The sequence below is a fragment of the Spirillospora sp. CA-128828 genome (assembly GCF_050945415.1).
GTDB lineage: Bacteria > Actinomycetota > Actinomycetes > Streptosporangiales > Streptosporangiaceae > Spirillospora.
Window position 1 is genome coordinate 843,380 of record NZ_CP191986.1, and the last position, 17,941, is coordinate 861,320.

The 17,941-nt window shown below is 71.3% G+C and carries 14 protein-coding genes; 8 read left to right on the top strand and 6 right to left on the bottom strand.

The window, feature by feature from the left end; translation table 11 throughout:
* Positions 1–9 precede the first annotated feature (9 nt).
* The 3 genes from ACQPXG_RS04425 to ACQPXG_RS04435 all read left to right on the top strand — a co-directional run bounded on the left by ACQPXG_RS04425 (position 10) and on the right by ACQPXG_RS04435 (position 5,021).
* Positions 10–1,551: an ABC transporter permease subunit gene (locus tag ACQPXG_RS04425; protein ID WP_433466327.1), complete on the top strand. Its 1,542-nt coding sequence runs from the start codon at positions 10–12 to the stop codon at positions 1,549–1,551.
* A 168-nt stretch (positions 1,552–1,719) separates the two neighbouring features.
* Entirely contained in the window at positions 1,720–3,114 is a 1,395-nt protein-coding gene (locus tag ACQPXG_RS04430; RefSeq protein ID WP_433466328.1) for a DUF2201 family putative metallopeptidase, read from the top strand.
* Between the two features lie 17 nt (positions 3,115–3,131).
* Entirely contained in the window at positions 3,132–5,021 is a 1,890-nt protein-coding gene (locus ACQPXG_RS04435) for an AAA family ATPase (RefSeq protein WP_433466329.1), read from the top strand.
* On the opposite strand, the gene ACQPXG_RS04440 is transcribed toward ACQPXG_RS04435, so the two are convergent.
* From ACQPXG_RS04440 to ACQPXG_RS04455, 4 genes are read right to left on the bottom strand one after another with little or no spacing between them, the layout of a single operon-like run.
* A complete protein-coding gene (locus tag ACQPXG_RS04440) occupies positions 5,018–6,976 on the bottom strand; it encodes a hypothetical protein (RefSeq protein WP_433466330.1) in 1,959 nt (652 codons plus the stop codon). The two genes, ACQPXG_RS04435 and ACQPXG_RS04440, sit on opposite strands and share 4 nt — an antisense overlap.
* A complete protein-coding gene (locus ACQPXG_RS04445) occupies positions 6,973–7,908 on the bottom strand; it encodes a hypothetical protein (protein ID WP_433466331.1) in 936 nt (311 codons plus the stop codon). Before ACQPXG_RS04445 ends, ACQPXG_RS04440 begins: the two co-directional genes overlap by 4 nt.
* 47 nt (positions 7,909–7,955) lie before the next feature.
* On the bottom strand, positions 7,956–8,345 hold the full coding sequence (locus ACQPXG_RS04450; protein WP_433466332.1) for a VOC family protein: 390 nt from the start codon (positions 8,343–8,345) through the stop codon (positions 7,956–7,958).
* A complete protein-coding gene (locus ACQPXG_RS04455; RefSeq protein ID WP_433466333.1) occupies positions 8,342–9,142 on the bottom strand; it encodes a helix-turn-helix domain-containing protein in 801 nt (266 codons plus the stop codon). Before ACQPXG_RS04455 ends, ACQPXG_RS04450 begins: the two co-directional genes overlap by 4 nt.
* Before the next feature lie 43 nt (positions 9,143–9,185).
* On the opposite strand from ACQPXG_RS04455, the gene ACQPXG_RS04460 reads away from it, so the two are divergent.
* Together ACQPXG_RS04460 and ACQPXG_RS04465 are read left to right on the top strand one after the other, a co-directional pair.
* The gene (locus ACQPXG_RS04460) at positions 9,186–10,520 is read left to right on the top strand and encodes an APC family permease (protein ID WP_433466334.1); all 1,335 of its coding nucleotides are present in this window, start codon (positions 9,186–9,188) and stop codon (positions 10,518–10,520) included.
* Entirely contained in the window at positions 10,504–12,045 is a 1,542-nt protein-coding gene (locus ACQPXG_RS04465) for an MDR family MFS transporter (protein ID WP_433466335.1), read from the top strand. The genes ACQPXG_RS04460 and ACQPXG_RS04465 overlap by 17 nt, the downstream gene beginning before the upstream one ends.
* Positions 12,046–12,052: 7 nt before the next feature.
* Here ACQPXG_RS04465 and ACQPXG_RS04470 read toward each other — a convergent pair whose 3' ends face one another.
* Complete coding sequence (locus tag ACQPXG_RS04470; RefSeq protein ID WP_433466336.1) at positions 12,053–13,348, bottom strand: FAD-binding oxidoreductase; 1,296 nt, start codon at positions 13,346–13,348, stop codon at positions 12,053–12,055.
* A 98-nt stretch (positions 13,349–13,446) separates the two neighbouring features.
* On the opposite strand from ACQPXG_RS04470, the gene ACQPXG_RS04475 reads away from it, so the two are divergent.
* The 3 genes from ACQPXG_RS04475 to ACQPXG_RS04485 all read left to right on the top strand — a co-directional run bounded on the left by ACQPXG_RS04475 (position 13,447) and on the right by ACQPXG_RS04485 (position 16,328).
* Positions 13,447–14,904: a PLP-dependent aminotransferase family protein gene (locus tag ACQPXG_RS04475; RefSeq protein WP_433466337.1), complete on the top strand. Its 1,458-nt coding sequence runs from the start codon at positions 13,447–13,449 to the stop codon at positions 14,902–14,904.
* Positions 14,905–15,119: 215 nt separating this feature from the next.
* Positions 15,120–15,665 carry a hypothetical protein gene (locus ACQPXG_RS04480; protein ID WP_433466338.1) on the top strand — a complete coding sequence of 182 codons (546 nt, stop codon included), beginning with the start codon at positions 15,120–15,122 and terminating at the stop codon, positions 15,663–15,665.
* A 243-nt stretch (positions 15,666–15,908) separates the two neighbouring features.
* Complete coding sequence (locus tag ACQPXG_RS04485; protein ID WP_433466339.1) at positions 15,909–16,328, top strand: HIT family protein; 420 nt, start codon at positions 15,909–15,911, stop codon at positions 16,326–16,328.
* Positions 16,329–16,381: 53 nt separating this feature from the next.
* Here the strand turns inward: ACQPXG_RS04485 and ACQPXG_RS04490 are convergent, their stop codons facing one another.
* Complete coding sequence (locus tag ACQPXG_RS04490) at positions 16,382–17,647, bottom strand: NB-ARC domain-containing protein (protein WP_433466340.1); 1,266 nt, start codon at positions 17,645–17,647, stop codon at positions 16,382–16,384.
* Positions 17,648–17,941 lie beyond the last annotated feature (294 nt).

Consider the following 17,941-nt stretch of genomic DNA (forward strand, 5'->3'; position numbering starts at 1 on the left):
CAGGGCCCGATGAACGCGGAGACCCGGCCCGCCCCGAAGGTCGAGGACGACGACGCGCCGCAGACCGTCCCGATCGAACGCGGCTTCTGGGGGAGGCACGGCGGCTCGGTGGGCGTGTGGACCGCCCGGGTCGTCCTCGTGGCGGCGCTGCTGCTCGTCTGGCAGTGGGCGGCCGACCGGTGGTTCGACGTCATCTTCACCAGCCGCCCGTCCGAGATCTGGAACCGCCTCGTCGAGTGGCAGCAGGACGGCGTCCTCTGGTCCAACACCTGGGTGACCATCCAGGAGATCGTCTACGGGTTCGGGCTGGGCGCGGCGGCGGGCGTCCTCGCCGGGTTCCTGCTCGCGTCGGCGACGGTGCTCTACCGCGTCCTCGACCCGTTCATCATGGCCCTGTACTCGATCCCGAAGGTGGCGCTCGCCCCGCTGTTCATCGTCTGGTTCGGCATCGGCATGCACATGAAGGTGCTGCTCGCCGCCGCCACCGTCTTCTTCCTCGTGTTCCTCAACACCGTCGCCGGCGTCCGGGAGGTGGACCGCGGGCTGGTCGACGCCGTCCGGCTGATGGGCGGCGGCCGGTGGCACGTCACGCTCAAGGTGGTCCTGCCCGCCTCGATGACCGGGGTCCTCACCGGGATGAAGGTCGCGATCCCGTACGCGCTGATCGGCGCCGTGATCGGTGAGCTGGTCGCGTCCAACCGCGGCCTCGGCTACCTCATCAACGACGCGGCCGCGCAGTTCGACACGGCCGGGGTGTTCGCCACGCTCGTCGTGCTGAGCGTGATCGCCGCCGTGCTGACCGACGCCCTCAACCTCGCCCGCATCGACGACGGGACGCGCCTCGTCGGCGACCTCGTCGACCGGTACTACGTCGACATCATCGTCGGCGAGGACTTCCGAAGCGCGCCCGCGTCCGCCTCGCTCGACGACCGGATCCGCGCGCTGCGCGGCAAGAAGATCGGCATCACCGGGCCCGGCAGCGGCACCGAGGCGCTCATCACCTACCTGTTCCAGCGGGTCGGGATGCGCTCCGACCGCGACGCCGAACTCGTCAACCTCGGCGCGCAGTCGACCTCGGCTATCGGCGCCCTGAAGACCGGCAGGGTGGACGCGCTGTCGTTCTTCCAGCCCATCGCGCAGCAGGCCAAGGCCGCCGGGGCCGGATCCCTCTACATCTCCCCGTCCCGGGGTGACATTCCGGGCTTCGAGAAGACCGTGCACGGCGTCGTCTTCACGACCAAAAGCCTCATGGACAAGAAGCAGAAGGAGATCGCGGCATTCCAGCGGGCCCTGGCCCGAGCCCAGCGTGACATCCACGAGCACCCGGACGAGATCCCCGGCCTGCTGGCCGCCTACCTGAAGGGCACCGACCCGAAGGCCCTCACGGACCTGCCCCCGATCGTCCAGCGGGAGATCCCGGCGCAGATCGGCTTCACCCGCGCGTCCTTCGACTCGGCCATCGAGTTCCACCGCACCACGGGACTCGTCAAGCGCCTGCCCGCCTACGAGGAGATCGTCCCCCCGAACCTGCGGATCTCCGCGGACAACTGATGGCCCTGACCCGCCGCCGCCCGCCCCGGCGGCGGCGATCCAGGTGCGCACCTCGTGGACAGCGTCTGCTTCGCCGGCCCCGGCTCGCTATCGTGCCTTGAGCGGTAAGGGGTTTTGCCGCGATGAGACGGGAAGCGGGGGGTTCGGGTGTCTTCGGGGCGACCGCGGTTGCCGGACCTGCGCCGGCTTCTCGCCGCCGAGCCCGCCGACCCGGAGGTGGTCGAGCAGGCCCGGCGGCGCAAGGAGTCGGCACTGCTGGACTTCGGGGTCGGGCAGAGCACGGTGGCGTCCTGGCTGTACGCCAAGTGCCACCACCACATCCCGACCACCGCGATCCCCACCGCCGCGGTGGTCGCCTTCGGCGACGGTGCCCGCGCGCTGCTCTACAACCCGTACTTCTTCATGGAGCTGGACTTCGACGGGGTGAAGTTCGTCCTGTTCCACGAGGCCCGTCACCTGATGCACCGGCACCTGCACGTGGACGAGGACCTGCGCAGCGACCCGGCGTTCACGCTCGCCGCCGAGGTGGCCATCAACCACGTGGCCCTGCAACGGTTGCGGTGGTCCGGCCTGCCCACGGTCCCGTCGGACGGCGGCAAGGGCGCCCGGGAGCCGGTCGGCGTCGACCCCACGAAGGTCTACGAGCAGTACCGGGAGGATCTGCAGGGGCAAGGGCTGTCCCCGCTGCCGTACGACGAGTTCATCTACACCGACCTGACCGTATACGGCGAGTTGCGGCGGATGAAGGCGTTCAACGAGCCCACGCCGAGGTTCTGCATCCACCTGGGCGGTGACGCGGACGACCGGCCGGGCGTGCCGCTCGACCCCGAGACCGTGGAGCGGCTGGGGGACGAGGTGCTGCGTCAGGTCATGCAGGCGGCGCTCCGTGGCGACCCGGCGGCGCGTGCCGAGCTGCTCGACCTGGCCGACCGGACGGCCGACGGCGGCGAGCGGCTGAGCCGGCTCTGGGGCACACTCGGCCTGGAGAAGCTGCGCGGCACCACTCCGAAGACCCGCCGCGTCGACTGGTGGCAGCGGTGGCTCGTCGACGTGCTCGCCTCGAAGCTGAGCGAGAGCGACCGGCTGATCTACCCGAAGAAGCACGGCGCGATCCTGCTGGCGCTCGGCCACGACCCGATGCTGACCCGGCGCGGGCCGGAGCGGACGAAGGTGGTGCTCATCGCGTTCGACACGTCCGGGTCGATGCCGGACTCCGTGGTCGAATGGCTCACCACCCTGGTCGGGCAGACCGACGGGGTGGAGAGCCACTGGCTGAGCTTCGACGGGGTCGTGACGCCGTTCGTGCCCGGGGAGCGGGTGGTGGGCGGGGGAGGGACCAACTTCCAGAACGTCGTCGACTACGCCGAGGGCCGGGCCGAGGTGGGCGGAAAGCCGTTGGCGGTGGAGCCCGATGCGATCATCATGGTGACCGACGGGTACGCGCCGCACGTCACCCCCGCCGACCCCGACCGGTGGATCTGGCTCATCACCGACGGCGGCGACGACTGGCCGGACCGGCACGACCCCCCGATGGCCTGCCACCGCGTCACGTCCGGACGATGATCGAGGAGAGAGCAGCAGTGACCGTTACGGAGCCGTCCGAGGCCGAGCCGTCCGAGGCGGAGCGGATCGCGGGCCGGCGGTGGCGGCCGACCGCGACCTACCCGGACCCGCAGGACGACGGCCCCACCGCCAAGCTGGAGAAGTTCATCGACGCGATGGTCGCCACCGGCCAGACCGGGCAGATCTTCGGCGAGCACGGGATCGGCAAGACGTCCACGTTCGTGTCGTACGTGCCGAAGCGGTTCCCCGGCACGACCCTGGTCGTCGTCCCCGCGGCCAACCTCACCCCCGACGACCTGCTCGTCAACGCCCCGGTGCGCGACGACCACAGCGGCGAGCTGGTGCTGCGCCAGCTCGTCATGCGGCAGCTCGTCCCGGGCAGGCCGTTCGTCCTGCTCATCGACGACTCGCTGCAGGCGGGCAGCACCGTGCAGTCGCAGCTGATGCAGATCGCCTGCAACTGGACGCTGGGCGAGTACGACCTGCGGGAGCTGGGCTGCGTCGGGGTGTTCCTCACCGACAACGAGTCGCTGGCCGAGACCAGCGTCCGCCGCTCCGACCTGGCGATCCTGGACCGGATGGTCACCATCCGGCTGGGCCCGAACGACACCGCTTGGCGGCAGGCGCTCGCCGCGCGGTTCCCCGACTGGGATCTGCGCGAGGTGTTCCGGGAGTGGGCCTCGCTGAGCCCGCGGCTGCGCTACCTGCTCTCCCCGCGCACTCTGCAGCACGTGCTCGACTGCGCCCGCGCCGGGTTCCCGCTCGCCTGGGGGCTGCCGCTGCTGAACGGCGCCCGGCTCTCGCTGACCGAGGAGGGCAAGGACGGCGAGCCGGGCCGGGACCGGACGGCGGACGTGCTGGACGCCATCGCCGCGGCGGTCGGGGCGAGCAACCCGGCCACCGTCACCGACCCCGTCCGCCGCATCCTGCGGGCCGCGATGACCCACCGCTGGGCCGTGCTGCTCCAGGGGCCGCCGGGATGCGGCAAGACGGAGATCACCAAGCAGATCGCCCGGGAGGAGACCGGACGCGCCCCCGTCTACTTCTCGCTGCCGGTGACCAACGTCGAGGACCTGTGCGTGCCGGTGCCCGCCCCGGACGGCTCGCTGAGCGCCATGCTCGCCCGGTCGCTGCTCGACCCGGAGCCCAAGGTGCTGGTCTGGGACGAGTACAACCGGCCGAAGGACAAGGCGACCTTCGCCAAGCTGATGGAGGTCACCCAGGAATGGACGCTCGCCGGGCGCCGGATCCCGAACCTCCGCGCCCAGGTGGCGCTGCAGAACCCGCCCTACCACCTGGGCCGCAAGCTGCTCGTCGCCGCGAACAACGTGGCGCAGGCCAGCCGCTTCACGATCAGCTACGAGGTGCGCCCGGACGACATCCCGGCCAACGAGTGGCTGATCTCGACCTACGGGGAGACGGCCGAGACGGTCCTGGAGTGGTGGAAGAACGACATCGACGACGAGGGCCGCGACTGGGTCACCAAGCGCACCCTGGAGCGGCTGATCAAGCTGCACGAGGCGGACATGCCGCTGGAGCCGGGCCTGATCTATCTCGGTGACGGCGAGTACGCCCCGGTGCCGCTGTCCGCGCTGGAGGCGCGGCTGGCCGGCCGGAAGAACATCGGCCTGGTCGAGATCGCCAGGAACCGCGCGAGCTGGGAGGCGCGGCTGGCGGCCGCGGCCGAGACGTCCGCCGAGGGCACCGACGACACCGACCTGGTCCACCAGGTGTTCTCCAACGCCGAGGTGTCCCAGCTCGAACGGCATCTCGACCTCGTGGCCCGGCTGCTGCCCTACCTGCCGCCGAAGCTGCGGGCCACGTACGTCGTCGGGCAGACCCCGGAGCGTCAGCGCTTCTGGGTGGCCGCCCTGGCCCGGATGGCCGAGTTGTCCGTGCGCCGTTAGGAGCCGGAGACCTCCTCTTCGCGCTCGTCCTCCTCGTCCTTTTCATCGGCGCACTCGCAATCGCACTCGCAGTCGGTGCCGCAGACGCAGTCGTCCTCCTCGCAGTCGCACTCGCAATCGCAGTAGCAACCGCAGACGTCGTCCTCCCAGTCCTCGTCGAGGTCCGCCTCGATGTCGAACCGGCGGATCATCGGGACGGACACGGTGGACTGCTCGTGGTCCACCATCCAGGAGTTGCGGAAGAAGTCGAACGTCAGGTGGTGGCAGCCGCCGGACTCGGCGAACAGGATCGGCGGGACGAGGAAGTGCGCCGCGTCGACGGTGGCCGCGGTGGCGATGAAGGTCTTGGCCGAGGGAAAGGGCGGCCCGCCCTGGCAGGCGGCGAAGTTCACCGGCGCCGGCGATTCCTTGCCGAGAACGTGGATGCGGTTGCCCTCGACGACGAACATGTCCGGGTCGAGAAGCACCTCCTCGCCGAGCATCAGGATCGGTGCGGGCATGATGTCCGCCTTCGCGGCGTCCTGAGCGTGGGTGTACTGCTTGATGACGTCGCCGTTGCGCGTCGTGTCGAAGTGAGGCCCGAGGACGTCGCCGCTGCAGATCCCGCAGGCGCAGTCGGGCAGTTCGTCGGTGTTGGGCTGCTCCGGCTCCGGGAACAGCATGGACTTGTCGAACGGCACGACCGGCGACTCGCCGCTCTTGCCCTTGAGGAACGCCGGGATCCAGTCCGTGCCGTCGGCCTCGATCACCTCCGAATCGCAGAGGGACCGGAAGGCGGCGCCACCGACCTTGCAGTTGAAATAGTCGAGCAGCGTGATCGCGGCGCATTCGGTCGGCGATAGCCCGCCGTCTTTGGCGAACCAGAAGTCATAGCCGTTCGCGACGTAGTCCACACCGCGGAACCGCTTGTGGACGAACGGCTCGCTGCCGGACGCCGGAGCCAGGCCGTTCCAGTGCGCGGCCGCGACCCGGTTGTAGTAGGCGTCGGCGTGCCGGGCGAGTTCGGGGGCGAAGACGCTCTCGCCCGTCCAGTAGCAGGCCTTGCCGAACAGCGCGCCGATCTCCGGATCGTGCCCGAGCCCGGTGTCGGTGAAGATCAGCTCGGTGCGCAGGAACACCTTGCGGCCGTCGCGGTAGGGGGCGCCCTCGTGCTCGTACCGCTGGTCGAAGACCACGCAGGTGAAGGGCTCGATCGCGGTGAGCGCGCCGCCGTCCGCGAGGTCGAGCGCGGGCTCACCCTCGCCGCCGGTGAGATAGAGCAGGACGGTGTAACGGGAGACGTGGTTCCGCGCGGCGTCGTAGTAGGGCGTGTCGAGGTGCGGATGGAAATTGGCGTCGTCGGGCTCGAAACGGTTGCAGCGGAAGACGGGGTTCACGTGGGAGAAGCCGTCGAGCAGCGCTTCCGGCATCGCCTTGCGCACCGCCGTGGTCAGCGCCTCCGCGAGCAGGCCCGAATGGAAGATGAAGCGTTCACCGCCGCGCGACGAGGCATTGAGCGGCGGGACGTAGAGGTTCAGGGAGTCCAGGTCCTCAAGGCGGGACCGGGCGGGGGCCGGAAGCCCGAGCGAAAGCGTGTACGCGCCCTTCGCGAACTCCTCGCATCCGGTGAGTTCGAGGTCCAGCGGGACGTCGGAGAAGAGCCGGTCGAGCGGGAGGATGTTCTCGAACGTCCGGAACGACAGTTCGCGCGGGTCGGCGAAGACGGCGGCGAGATCCGGCATGGTCTCGACGGGCCGGGCGAACAGGTCCCGCGCCTCGCCCTCGATGTGTTCCGCGTCAACGAAACGCACCTGCTTGAACCGCGCCGTCGGATGCCAGGAGACCGCGAGCCCGTCGACCGTCGCCGCGGGTTCGGTGTCGGTCGCGTCGACCTGCGCGCGGTACCGGGCGACCTCCTCGGCGGGGGCGTGGCCGGTCGACAGGGCGAAGAACCGGTCGCGGAGTTCGATGCTCATGCGCTTCTCCAATAGCTGCGCAGTGCGGGCGGGAGCTGGGGGGCCTGGGCGAGCAGCGCCGCGCCGTCGCCGCCGACGTCCTCGCGGTACAGGTACAGCCGCTTGAGCGCGCCGGCGAACGGCGCCGCGAGCAGTGCCCGCGCCCCGTCCGTGCCGATCTCGTTGTAGCGCAGGTCGAGCTCGGTCAGGTTCTCGAACCGGTGCAGCGAGGGCATCCCCTTCTCGGTGATCACGTTTCGCTGCAGGTGCAGGCGGCGCACGCCGGAGAAGGCCGGGGACGCCGCGAGGGCCGCCAGGCCGGTGTTGCCGACGCGCGAGTACCGCAGATCGAGCGATTCGAGGCGGGACCCGGCGGTCTTGACGTCACCGGCCTCGGCGCGCAGGTACGCCGAGACGGCGAGGGTCTTGGCGCCGAGCGCGCCGATGCGCAGGTACGACAGGTCGAGTTCGGTGAGCCGGCCGAGGTCGAGCGTCGCGAGCCCGCCCGTGTCGACGGACCTGGCCGGGTTCGGCTCGCCGTCGTCGTCGAGGTCGTCCTCCCAGTACACGTAGTCGTCGTCACCTTCGCTCGGCGGAGGCGTGATCCGCAGTCCGGTCACGAAGGGCCCCCGCAGAGCCTGCTCGATCTGCACGGGGGCGGCGTCGGACCATTCGACGGCCACCTTCGTCGCGAACCCGTACCGGCGTTCGAGGACGGTCGCACCCGGCGGCAGCGCCGCGTCCCACCCCTGCCGATGTTCAGCGACCAGCGCCGCGATATCGCTCTCCACGGCCGCGCGGTCGGCGGGCCGGAGGCGGTCGCGGCGCTGTTCGAGACGGATCAGTGTGCCCCGGGCGTCGCCCTGCTCCAGGAGCCGGTCACCGTAGGCGAGCCACGACGCGAGGTCGCCGGGGTCCACGCGCAGGGTCTGTTCAATGGCGGCGATCTTCACCTGGGGGAGGCTAACAGCGGTGTCGGACGGTCACCCCGGTTTGTTGATCATTCCGTCGGCCGGGCGGGCTGGAACAGCTCGATGAGGTTGCCGGCGGGGTCGGTGAGCAGGATCTGCCGCCCGCCGGGACCGCTGACCGGATCACCGCGGAAGGACAACCCGGCCGCGCTCAGCCGGCCGATCTCGTCATCGAGGTCCCCGACGATGATGTGGATGCGGTTGCGGCCCGCGGTCGCGGAGTCGGCCGGGGTCGCGCGGGCGCCGGAGCTGGCCGGCCCGGACAGCAGCAGCCGCAGTGGTCCGCGGACCACGTCCGCGAAGGCGGGCGCGACGTTGCTGCGCACGGTGAATCCGAGATGGCCCGTATAGAAGTCGACTGCTGCCTGGACGTCGTCGACGAGGTATCGGACGCTGGCGAGTTCGTCGGTTGCGGTCATGGTCGCACCTCCTGTGGGTGAACGAGAGCGGCGAGCAGATGGCGGACGCGGGTGTCGATTTCGGCGGCGGTGCGGCAGAAGACCGCGTAGCCGTCTTCGCCGGCGTCTTCGCCGGCGTCTCCGGGGGCGGACGGGTCGGCGATGCTCCAGTGGACCAGCCGGGGGTGGCCGGGGAACTCCGGGCAGACCTCGCGGACCTTGTCGCACAGGCTGATCACGTAGTCGAAGCGGCGGCCGGTCACGGTGTCCAGGTGCCGCGGTCGCCGATCGGCGATCTCGATGCCGTAGCGCTCGCGCAGAACCCGGACGGCATGGGGGTGGATTTCCTGTTTGGGGTGGCTTCCGGCGCTGGCCGCCTCGACGTGGCCGCCGCCGCGCCGGGTCAGCAGGGCTTCGGCGATCGGTGAGCGGGCACTGTTCCCGGTGCAGGTGAACAGGACGCGGAGCCGAGCCGATCGTCCGGTAGGGGGGACCGGCGGTGGTGGCGGGCCCGGGTGCAGGGTGGGGCGCAGCGCGGGGTGCAAGGCGGTGCCGGCGGCGGTGAGCGCCTGCGCGCAGCGGTCCAGGTCCAGGTGGTAGTAGCTGTCGCGGGCGTCGAAGCTGCTTCGCCGCACGGTGACCAGCCCGCCTTGGCGCAGGACCCGCAGATGGTAGGAGACCAGGTTCTGTGGTTCGTCGACCAGGGCCGTGAGCTCGCGCACGCGGTGGTCGCCGGCGGCCAACTCGGTCAGCAGCCGCCAGCGCAGCGGATGGGCGCCCAGGCGGACGAACGGCGGGGCTTGACCCGGCGGTGCCATACCGCCCACGATACATCAAAACGGCTTGATGGAAATTGGAGCGATGGTGTCCGTACCGGGAGCAGGCCGCCTGGCGCGCCGGCTGGGCACCGGCGACGCGGTGGTCATCGGGCTGGGGTCGATGATCGGGGCCGGCGTGTTCGCCGTGTTCGGCCCCGCCGCCCGCGCGGCCGGGACCGGGTTGCTGATCGGGCTCGCCCTCGCGGCGCTGATCGCCTACTGCAACGCCACCGCGTCGGCGCAGCTGGCGGCGGTGTATCCGACCTCGGGCGGTACCTATGTCTACGGCCGCGAGCGGCTCGGGCACTGGTGGGGCTTCCTGGCCGGGTGGGGGTTCGTGGCCGGCAAGACCGCCTCCTGCGCGGCGATGGCGCTCACCTTCGCCTCCTACGCGGTCCCCGGGCCGTGGTGGGCGCAGCGCGCCGCGGCGGTCGCGGGCGTGCTGGCCCTGACCGCGCTCAACTACCGGGGTGTGACCCGGACCGTCCTGCTGACCCGCGTCCTGGTCGCCACCAGCCTGACCGTCCTGTCCGTGCTGGTCGCCGGGATCGCCTTGGGAGGCGACGCCGGTACGGCGAACCTCGGCGGCTGGTCCGCCCTCGGCACGGGCGGCGCCTACGGCATCCTGCAGGCCGCCGGGCTGCTGTTCTTCGCGTTCGCCGGGTACGCCCGCATCGCCACCATGGGCGAGGAGGTCCGCGAGCCCGATCGCACCATTCCCCGCGCCATTCCCATGGCGCTGCTGCTCGCCGTCGGCGTCTACGTGGTGGTTGGGGTGGCGGCGCTGCTGGCCGCCGGGCCGGACCGGCTCGCCACCGCCTCCGCTCCGCTGACCACCGCGGTGCAGGACGCCGGTGCGGGCGTCCTGTCCCCGGTGGTGCGGGTGGGCGCCGCCTTGGCCGCTCTCGGCGCGCTACTGGCACTCATCGCCGGTATCGGCCGCACCGGCCTGGCCATGGCCCGTCATCACGATCTGCCCGCCTGGCTGGCCGCTGTCCACCCCCGGCACCGGGTGCCGCACCATGCCGAGATCGCCCTCGCCGTCGTCGTCAGCACTCTCGTGGCCACGGTCGATCTGCGCGGCGTCATCGGCTTCTCGTCGTTCGGGGTGCTGATCTACTACGCGATCGCCAACGCCGCGGCGTTCACGCAGCCGTCCGGCCAGCGCCGCTGGCCGCGCTGGCTCAACGTGCTCGGTGTCACCGGCTGCCTGGTCCTGGTCGCCACCCTCCCCTGGCAGTCCGTTGCGGCGGGAGCGGTCATGTTCGTTGTCGGGCTGGTAGGACGCGCCGCCGTGCGGTTCGCGGCAAGGCGCCGGGCGAGAGCGATGAGTTCCGGCGGCGAAGCCGGTCTAATCCGGCATGACGACCACACATGAGCCCGCAGACCGGACGCCGAGCCGCGAACTCCCGCCCCCCGACCTTGAGAACGCGCCGACCGGACGAGCCCCCAAGGCCGGCCGGACGCCCGCGGTGATCCGGCTGCTGGTGCTCGCGACGTTCGTGGTCATCCTCAACGAGACGATCATGATCAACGCGATCCCGCGGCTGATGACGGACATGAACGTCACCGAGCAGGCGGCGCAGTGGCTCTCCACGGCGTTCATGCTGACCATGGCCGCGGTGATCCCGGTGACCGGCTGGTTCCTCCAGCGGGTCAGCACCCGGCGCGCCTACGCCACCGCGATGGGCGTCTTCCTCGCCGGGACCGCGCTGGCCACGGTCGCGCCGGTCTTCGAGGTCCTGCTGGTCGCCCGGATCGTCCAGGCGTCCGGGACGGCCGTCATGATGCCGCTGCTGATGACGACCCTGATGACCGTCGTGCCCGAGCACGACCGGGGCCGCGTGATGGGCAACGTGACCATGGCGATCTCGGTCGCGCCCGCGATGGGCCCGGCCGTCTCGGGGCTGATCCTGCAACTCGGCTCGTGGCGGTTCCTGTTCGCGGCCGTGCTGCCGGTCGCGGCCCTGGTCACCTGGCGGGGCCTGGCCCGGCTGGAGAACGTGGGGGAGCCGCAGCCCGGCTCCATCGACTGGTTCAGCGTCGTCGCCGCGGCCGCCGGCTTCGGCTCCCTGGTGTACGGGCTGAGCCGCTTCGGCGGGGGCGGGACGGCGGTGCCCGCGGCGATCGTCCTGACCGGGCTCGTCATGATCGCGGTGTTCGCGGTCCGCCAGCTCCGGCTGCAGCGCCGCGACGTTCCGCTCCTGGACCTGCGCGTCCTGCGGCACCCCGCCTACGCCCTGTCCCTGCTGCTGATGTCGCTCGGGTTCATGGCGATGATGGGCTCGATGATCCTGCTGCCGATCTACCTGCAGAGCCTGCGGGGCCTCAGCCCGCTGCAGACCGGCCTGCTCGTGATGCCCGGCGGGCTGGCGATGGGGCTGCTCGGACCGGTCGTCGGACGGCTCTTCGATCGCCTCGGCGCCCGGGCACTGATCATTCCCGGGTCGATCGGCATCGTGCTCGCCCTGGCCGGCTTCACTCAGGTCTCGACGACGATGCCGTACTGGCAGGTGCTCGGCCTGCACGCGCTGCTCATGGTCTCGCTGGCCGCGACGTTCACCCCGGTGTTCACCCACGGCCTCGGCGCCCTGCCGTCCCGGCTGTACTCCCATGGCAGCTCGATGCTGGGCACTCTCCAGCAGGTCGCCGCGGCCTTCGGCACGGCGCTGGTGGTGACCGTGATGGCCGGCCGGGCCGAAAGCCGGATCGCCGACGGAGTCACCCGGACGGTCGCCCAGCTCGACGGCATGCGGCTGGCGTTCGTCATCAGCGCCGCGCTGGCCCTCGTGATGGTCGCGACCGCCCTCCTGCTGCCGAAGCGGACGAAGCCCGCCGAAGAGCCCGCGGCGGCCGGCGCTCCCTCGGAAACGACCGACATGGCTCTCGAACCCGTCTGCTGAGCGACGTTCAGGCGTGGACGGGGAAGTTGCTGCGGAAGACGTTGTGCGGGTCGTGGTGGTCCTTGATGCGCCGCAAGCGGTTCACCGTGGCGGGGGCGAAGGCGTCCGCCACGGTTTCGGCGGGGTTGAGGAAGGTGAAGGGCTTGCGGCCGCTCACCGCGACGGAACCGCTGAGGGCGCGTTGCCTGGCGTCGACCGCCTCGGCCGCGGCCGGGTCGGACGGGATGCCGAACATGTAGAGCGCGTAGGGCTCGGTCAGCGGACCGTGCGGGGAGTCGGACGGCCGGGTGAACGCCCCGCCCAGGTGACGGATCTGCACGCTCAGCAAGGGCGCGATCGGGTCGGCCGACAACGACTTGGCCGTGGCGTCGTCCAGGTCGGTCAGCAGTTCGGCGCGTGAGGAACCGGCACCGGGGTCGGTGGGCTCGGCGGTGATGGTGCCGAGCTCGGCGACCGTCATGGTCCGCCTGCTGTCGGACAGCGGATGAGGAACACGGTCGAGAGGGCTGAGCAGATTGCGTGCGCGGTGCTCGTCGCCGAGGTAGGTGGCGTCCACGGCGACCATCGGGTCAGAGCCGGGGAAATGGAGCAGGTCCAGCCAGACGGTGAGCTCGTCAGGGGCCTCCGCGGTGATCTGGCGGTAGGCGTCCATGACGCGGGCGGTGTGCTCGGCGGGCCACAGCATCCGGCCGCCGTACAGGTGCGGTGCCGGGTGCAGGGCGAGTTCGAGCGAGGTCACGATCGCGAAGTCGCCGCCTCCGCCGCGCAGGGCCCAGAACAGGTCGGGGTCGGTGCCGACGGTGATGCGCCGCCGCCGTCCATCGGCGTCCACGATGTCCATGGCGGTGACGCTGTCGGCGACCCAGCCGTGGGCTCGCCCGAACCAGCTCAGCCCGCCGCCGAGGGCGACGCCGGTGACGCTGACGATGGGGGAGCTGCCGGGCAGCCCGGTCAGGCCGTGCGGTGCGGCGGCGGCCTGGAGGCGTCCGGACGGTACTCCCGCACCGACGCGGGCACGGCGGGCGGCGGGGTCGATCCGCACCTCGTCCAGCCGCCGGGTGCGCAGCAGGATGGTGCCGTCGGTGCGCCCGGTGGCGCCGTGCCCGTTGGGCTGGGTGGCGACGCCCAGTCCGGCGGAGCGGGCATACCGGACGAGGGCGGCGACGTCATCGGCGTCGGCGGCCTCGACGACCGCCGCCACCGGCTGGTCGACGGCGAGGTTCCAGGGACGGCGGGACGCCTCGAAGCCGGGCTCCCCGGGCAGCAGGACGTCGCCGCGGACGGCGGATCGCAGAGCGTTCATGATGATCCTTCTCTTCCGAGTCGAGTCAGGCGGCGCACAGCGCGGGGCCCTGCACACGAAGCTAGGAGGAGAAAAGACCCGCGGTAGGGTGCAATTCCATGGCGAAAAGCTGGGTCAATTTGGCGGAGCGGATCGGCGCTGACCTGCACCTGGAGCTGACCGGCAAGGGCGGACGCCGCGCCGCCCTGACGCGGGCGCTGCGCGAGGCCGTCCGGTCCGGGCGGCTGGCCCCGGGCAGCAGGCTGCCGCCCTACCGGTCGCTGGCGGCCGACCTCGGCCTGGCCCGCAACACCGTCGCCGACGCCTACGCCGAACTCGTCGCCGAGGGCTGGCTGACCGCACTCCAGGGCTCGGGGACCCGGGTGGCGGACCGCGTGGAGCCCTCCCTGCCGCGCCGCTCCCCACGACTGGAGCCGTCTCCTGTGGGCGGACGACGCCCCGCAAAGACAGGCCGGCCGGTGCACAATCTCCGGCAGGGGCAGCCGGACGCGTCGTCCTTTCCGCGCGCCTCCTGGCTGGCGTCGGCGCGCCGGGCGGTCACCGCCGCGCCGAACGAGGCGTTCGGCCCGGGGGATCCACGCGGCAGACCCGAACTGCGCCACGCGCTCGCCGAGTACCTGGCCCGCACCCGCGGCGTCCGGACCGCTCCGGGGCGCATCGTGGTCTGCTCCGGATTCGCGCATGCCCTGCGGCTGTTGTTCGGCGGCCGGGTGCTGCGCGGCCCGCTCGCCGTGGAGGGCTACGGCCTGGCGTTCCACCGGGGGCTGCTGTCGCAGGCCGGCATCCGCACCCGGCCGCTCACCGTGGACGGCGACGGTGCACGCGTCGACGAACTGACCGGCCGGGAACGCGCGGTGCTCCTGACACCCGCGCACCAGTTCCCGACGGGAGGGCCCCTCCCCGCGCGCCGCCGGACGGCCGCCGTCGACTGGGCGCGGTCATCAGATGGGCTCGTCCTCGAAGACGACTACGACGGCGAGTTCCGCTACGACCGCCGTCCGATAGGCGCGTTGCAGGGCCTGGACCCCGACCGGGTGATCTACATCGGCTCCGTCAGCAAGAGCCTTTCCCCGGCCGTCCGGCTCGGCTGGATGGTCCTGCCCGACCATCTCGTGGACGGCGTGCTGGCCGCCAAGGGCGAGCGCGAGGCGTGGGCGGGCGTGCTGGACCAGCTGACCCTGGCCGACTTCCTCGCCTCCGGCTCCTACGACCGGCACGTCCGCCGCATGCGGCAGCGGTACCGCGCCCGGCGCGACCGGTTCGTCACCGCGTTGGCCGAACACGCGCCGCACGTCCATGTGACGGGGATCGCTGCCGGGCTGCACGCCGTCCTGCGCCTTCCCGCCGGCACCGAGGCGACCACCGTCGATGCCGCCACCCGTGCCGGCATCGCCTTGGACGGCCTGTCGTCGTTCCGCCACCCCGACGCGCCGTTCCCGCCCGAGGACGGTCTGGTCGTCGGCTACGCGACCCCGCCGGACCACGCCGTCGAAGCCGCCCTGAACGCGATCCTGCGAATCCTTCCTCCGCGTGCTCCTGACCAGCACCGACTCTAGATTCGGACAAATGGGACTCACGGCGCAAAACATCGCGAAAAAACGCCCATTGTGCGTCTGATCAGAACTCCTGTTACAGAGAACACAAAAAAACATCCCTGTACCCGGAACCAACCGAGGGTCACAGGCATCACACTGAGCGAGAAAAGGCGCGAGTGGTACCGGCAGCCTTCCGGTGCCCGCGCGCTCCCCCCATTCCAAGCATGGAGGAACACATGCGGCGTGTCGCATCTGTGACCGTCCTCACCGGAGCACTGGCCGCCGGCCTGTTCGCTGCGGGCCCGGCCGCGCAGGCGCAGGCCAAGCCGGCCGCCCCCTTCAAGGAGGCGTCCGCCGTCTCCCAGGGGCTTATTTCCAAGAAGGACCTCGTCGCCGAGGCCAACAAGTCGGGCGGCGTGACGGCCAAGGACCAGCAGGCCATCGCTGCGGCGACCTACTGCCGCTCCTACACGCGGTACCAGGGCTACAAGTTCTCCAACGGCGCCTGGGTCGGCTACGTGGGCAACAAGCTCTACTGGTGCTACAACGGCAGCCGTGTCACCTACGCCAAGGCGACCTTCAAGTACTACACCTACAACAAGTACAAGTTCGTGCCGAGGAAGTGGGTCCACAAGTCGTTGACCCACGCCAGTAACTGGTCCTACGCGACGTCCTACGCCCAGGTCAAGTTCTACTACACGGGGAACGGCAAGAACTACTACCCGTACGCCAACGTCCGCGGCTACCGGAACGGCGCGTACCGCTGGACGGCGGGCGGCTGATCCTGCCACGTCCGGGGCCGGCCGACGGACCGGCCCCGAACGGGGTCATGGTGAAGACTCCAGATCACCGGGCTGAATCCACCAGCCCGACGACGTGATCGCAGAAGGCCCCTGGTGGCCGAGGCGGGCGCCCGCCTCGACCACCAGGGGCCTCGCGCTTTCCGGGCGGGCGTACCGGGGGTAGGTAGCCAGTACCGCCTGGAGGCTTTTGTCCAGGTCCTGGCGACGGCAGGAGGCACCCCCATGGACATCATCCGCGACCCGGCCGGCACCCCGAGCCCGCACGGGGCAAGGGACTGCGTGTTCTGCGAGATCATCGCGGGCCGTGCCCCGGCCTCGGTCGTCGGCCGGTGGCCGGAGGCGATCGCCATCCTGCCCCGCCATCCGGTCACTCCCGGGCACGTGCTGGTCGTCCCCCGGGTCCACGTCACCGATGTCGGCACCGACCCGGCGGTGTCCGCACAGGCCATGGCGGCGGCCGCGCAGCTGGCGGGACGCCTGCCCGCCGCGAACGTCATCACCAGCAGGGGTGCCGCCGCGACCCAGACGGTGTTCCACCTTCACCTGCATGTGGTGCCCCGCCAGGACGGCGACGATCTGCCACTGCCCTGGACCCCCCGGCGCGCCACCCGACCGGCACGACCGGCCGGAGACACCCGGTGACCGCCTGCCCCCAGCGGTTGGCCTCAGGCGGCTTTATTCGCGAGGGGAAACAGTCAATTCGTTCTGCGTTCCAGTGCGAAGAGCCGCACCAGGTCGGGAACGCGGTAGCTTCCCGGCGTGCTGCTCTCCACCAGATTGGCGTCCACCAGCCGTTCGAGCGCTCGCTCCGCGGTGTCCTGGGGCATGTCGAGCAGCGCCGCGGCCTCACCCAGCCGCACCTGCCCCGCGGGCAGCGCCGCGACGACGCCGAGCACGCACACCGCGAGCCGGTTCTGCTCGTCGGCGCTCCCGGCCAGATCCTCGAAGCTGAGGGCCAGGCTCGCCCGCACATCCATGTCGTCCACCCGGAACTCGTCGAGCCGGCGCCGTTCGTCGGCCAGCCGCTCGGCCAGGACGCGCACCGGCCATTCGGGGCGGGCGGCCAGCCGCGCCGCCGCGATCCGCAGTCCCAGTGGAAGGCGATCGCACAGGTCCGCCAGCGTCCGCACCGCCTCCGGCTCGGCCTGGACGCGCTCCGCGCCGAGGAACCGCTCCAGCGCCTCCATCGCCGCATCGCGCGAGAGCGGACGGAGCCGCATGTGTCCGGCACAGTCCAGCGAGGTCAGCGGTGTCCTGGACGTCAGGATCGCCGTGCTCTGCCCGCCGCACGGCACCAGCGGCCGGACCTGCGCGGCCGAGGCGACGTCGTCCAGCAGGATCAGCACGCGGCGGCCGGACAGCATCGTGCGCAGCCGCCCGGCCGCCTCCCCGGCGTCCGCGGGCACCTGCGAGCCTTCGGTCCCGAGACTCCGCAGCAGCAGGGCCGCGATCTCCGCCGGGCCCGGCGGCTCGGCGCCCGGGGTCTCTTTCCGCAGGTCGACGTAGAGCTGCCCGTCCGGGAACAGATGGGCGATCCGGTGGGCGGCGCGTAGGGCCGCCGCGGACTTGCCGACCCCCGGCTGCCCGCTGACCACCGTGACGGGCGTCGTGGTGAGCATCCGGACGAGCCGCCCCAGTTCCTCGTCGCGCCCCACCAGAACGGCCGGGGACGGCGGAAGCTGATGCGGCGCCGGGCCGTGCTGCGCGGGAGCCGGTTCCGCCGGATGCCCGGACGTCGCGAGACGGACGGCGAGCCGCCTGCGGGCCCGTGCCCAGGGAACCGGGTCGAGGCCGCAGGCCCGCACCACGGTGACCACGAACTCCTGGCGCGGGAGTGCGTTCCGCCTGAGCGCCGAGGCGAGCGTGCTGCGCGGCACGAAGGCCCCCATGTTCCTGCTGCGCGTCTCCAGTTCGCGATAGCTGAGGCCGGTCCATTCCCTGAGCTGGCGGAGCCGGACCATGAATTCCTCCGGCGTCCTGGCATGGTCCGGCGACGGACCGTCCCCGAGCGGTAGCACGGCGCTGAACACGGCGCCCGATTCCCCGTTACGAGTTTCCACATCGCCCCCGAAAGCGTTTTTCGCTGATCACGTCCGGCTTCGTAGAGTCAGATCCCCGTAGGTCGTTACAAACCATTTACTGGATCGCTTCGTCCATATGTAATATCCACATGTTCGGGTCTGAGCCGAGGATGCACGGCGCTCGGGGCGCGACGGGAGGGGTTGACCGTAGACCCGGCGAAGAGGCAACGGGCA

Bases quoted from the DNA above. Each gene is read 5' to 3' on its own strand.
- ACQPXG_RS04425 (WP_433466327.1), top strand. From the start codon at position 10: ATGAACGCGGAGACCCGGCCCGCCCCGAAGGTCGAGGACGACGACGCG.
- ACQPXG_RS04440 (WP_433466330.1), bottom strand. From the start codon at position 6,976: ATGAGCATCGAACTCCGCGACCGGTTCTTCGCCCTGTCGACCGGCCAC.
- ACQPXG_RS04450 (WP_433466332.1), bottom strand. From the start codon at position 8,345: ATGACCGCAACCGACGAACTCGCCAGCGTCCGATACCTCGTCGACGAC.
- ACQPXG_RS04455 (WP_433466333.1), bottom strand. From the start codon at position 9,142: ATGGCACCGCCGGGTCAAGCCCCGCCGTTCGTCCGCCTGGGCGCCCAT.
- ACQPXG_RS04460 (WP_433466334.1), top strand. From the start codon at position 9,186: ATGGTGTCCGTACCGGGAGCAGGCCGCCTGGCGCGCCGGCTGGGCACC.
- ACQPXG_RS04465 (WP_433466335.1), top strand. From the start codon at position 10,504: ATGACGACCACACATGAGCCCGCAGACCGGACGCCGAGCCGCGAACTC.
- ACQPXG_RS04470 (WP_433466336.1), bottom strand. From the start codon at position 13,348: ATGAACGCTCTGCGATCCGCCGTCCGCGGCGACGTCCTGCTGCCCGGG.
- ACQPXG_RS04475 (WP_433466337.1), top strand. From the start codon at position 13,447: ATGGCGAAAAGCTGGGTCAATTTGGCGGAGCGGATCGGCGCTGACCTG.
- ACQPXG_RS04480 (WP_433466338.1), top strand. From the start codon at position 15,120: ATGCGGCGTGTCGCATCTGTGACCGTCCTCACCGGAGCACTGGCCGCC.
- ACQPXG_RS04485 (WP_433466339.1), top strand. From the start codon at position 15,909: ATGGACATCATCCGCGACCCGGCCGGCACCCCGAGCCCGCACGGGGCA.
- ACQPXG_RS04490 (WP_433466340.1), bottom strand. From the start codon at position 17,647: ATGGTCCGGCTCCGCCAGCTCAGGGAATGGACCGGCCTCAGCTATCGC.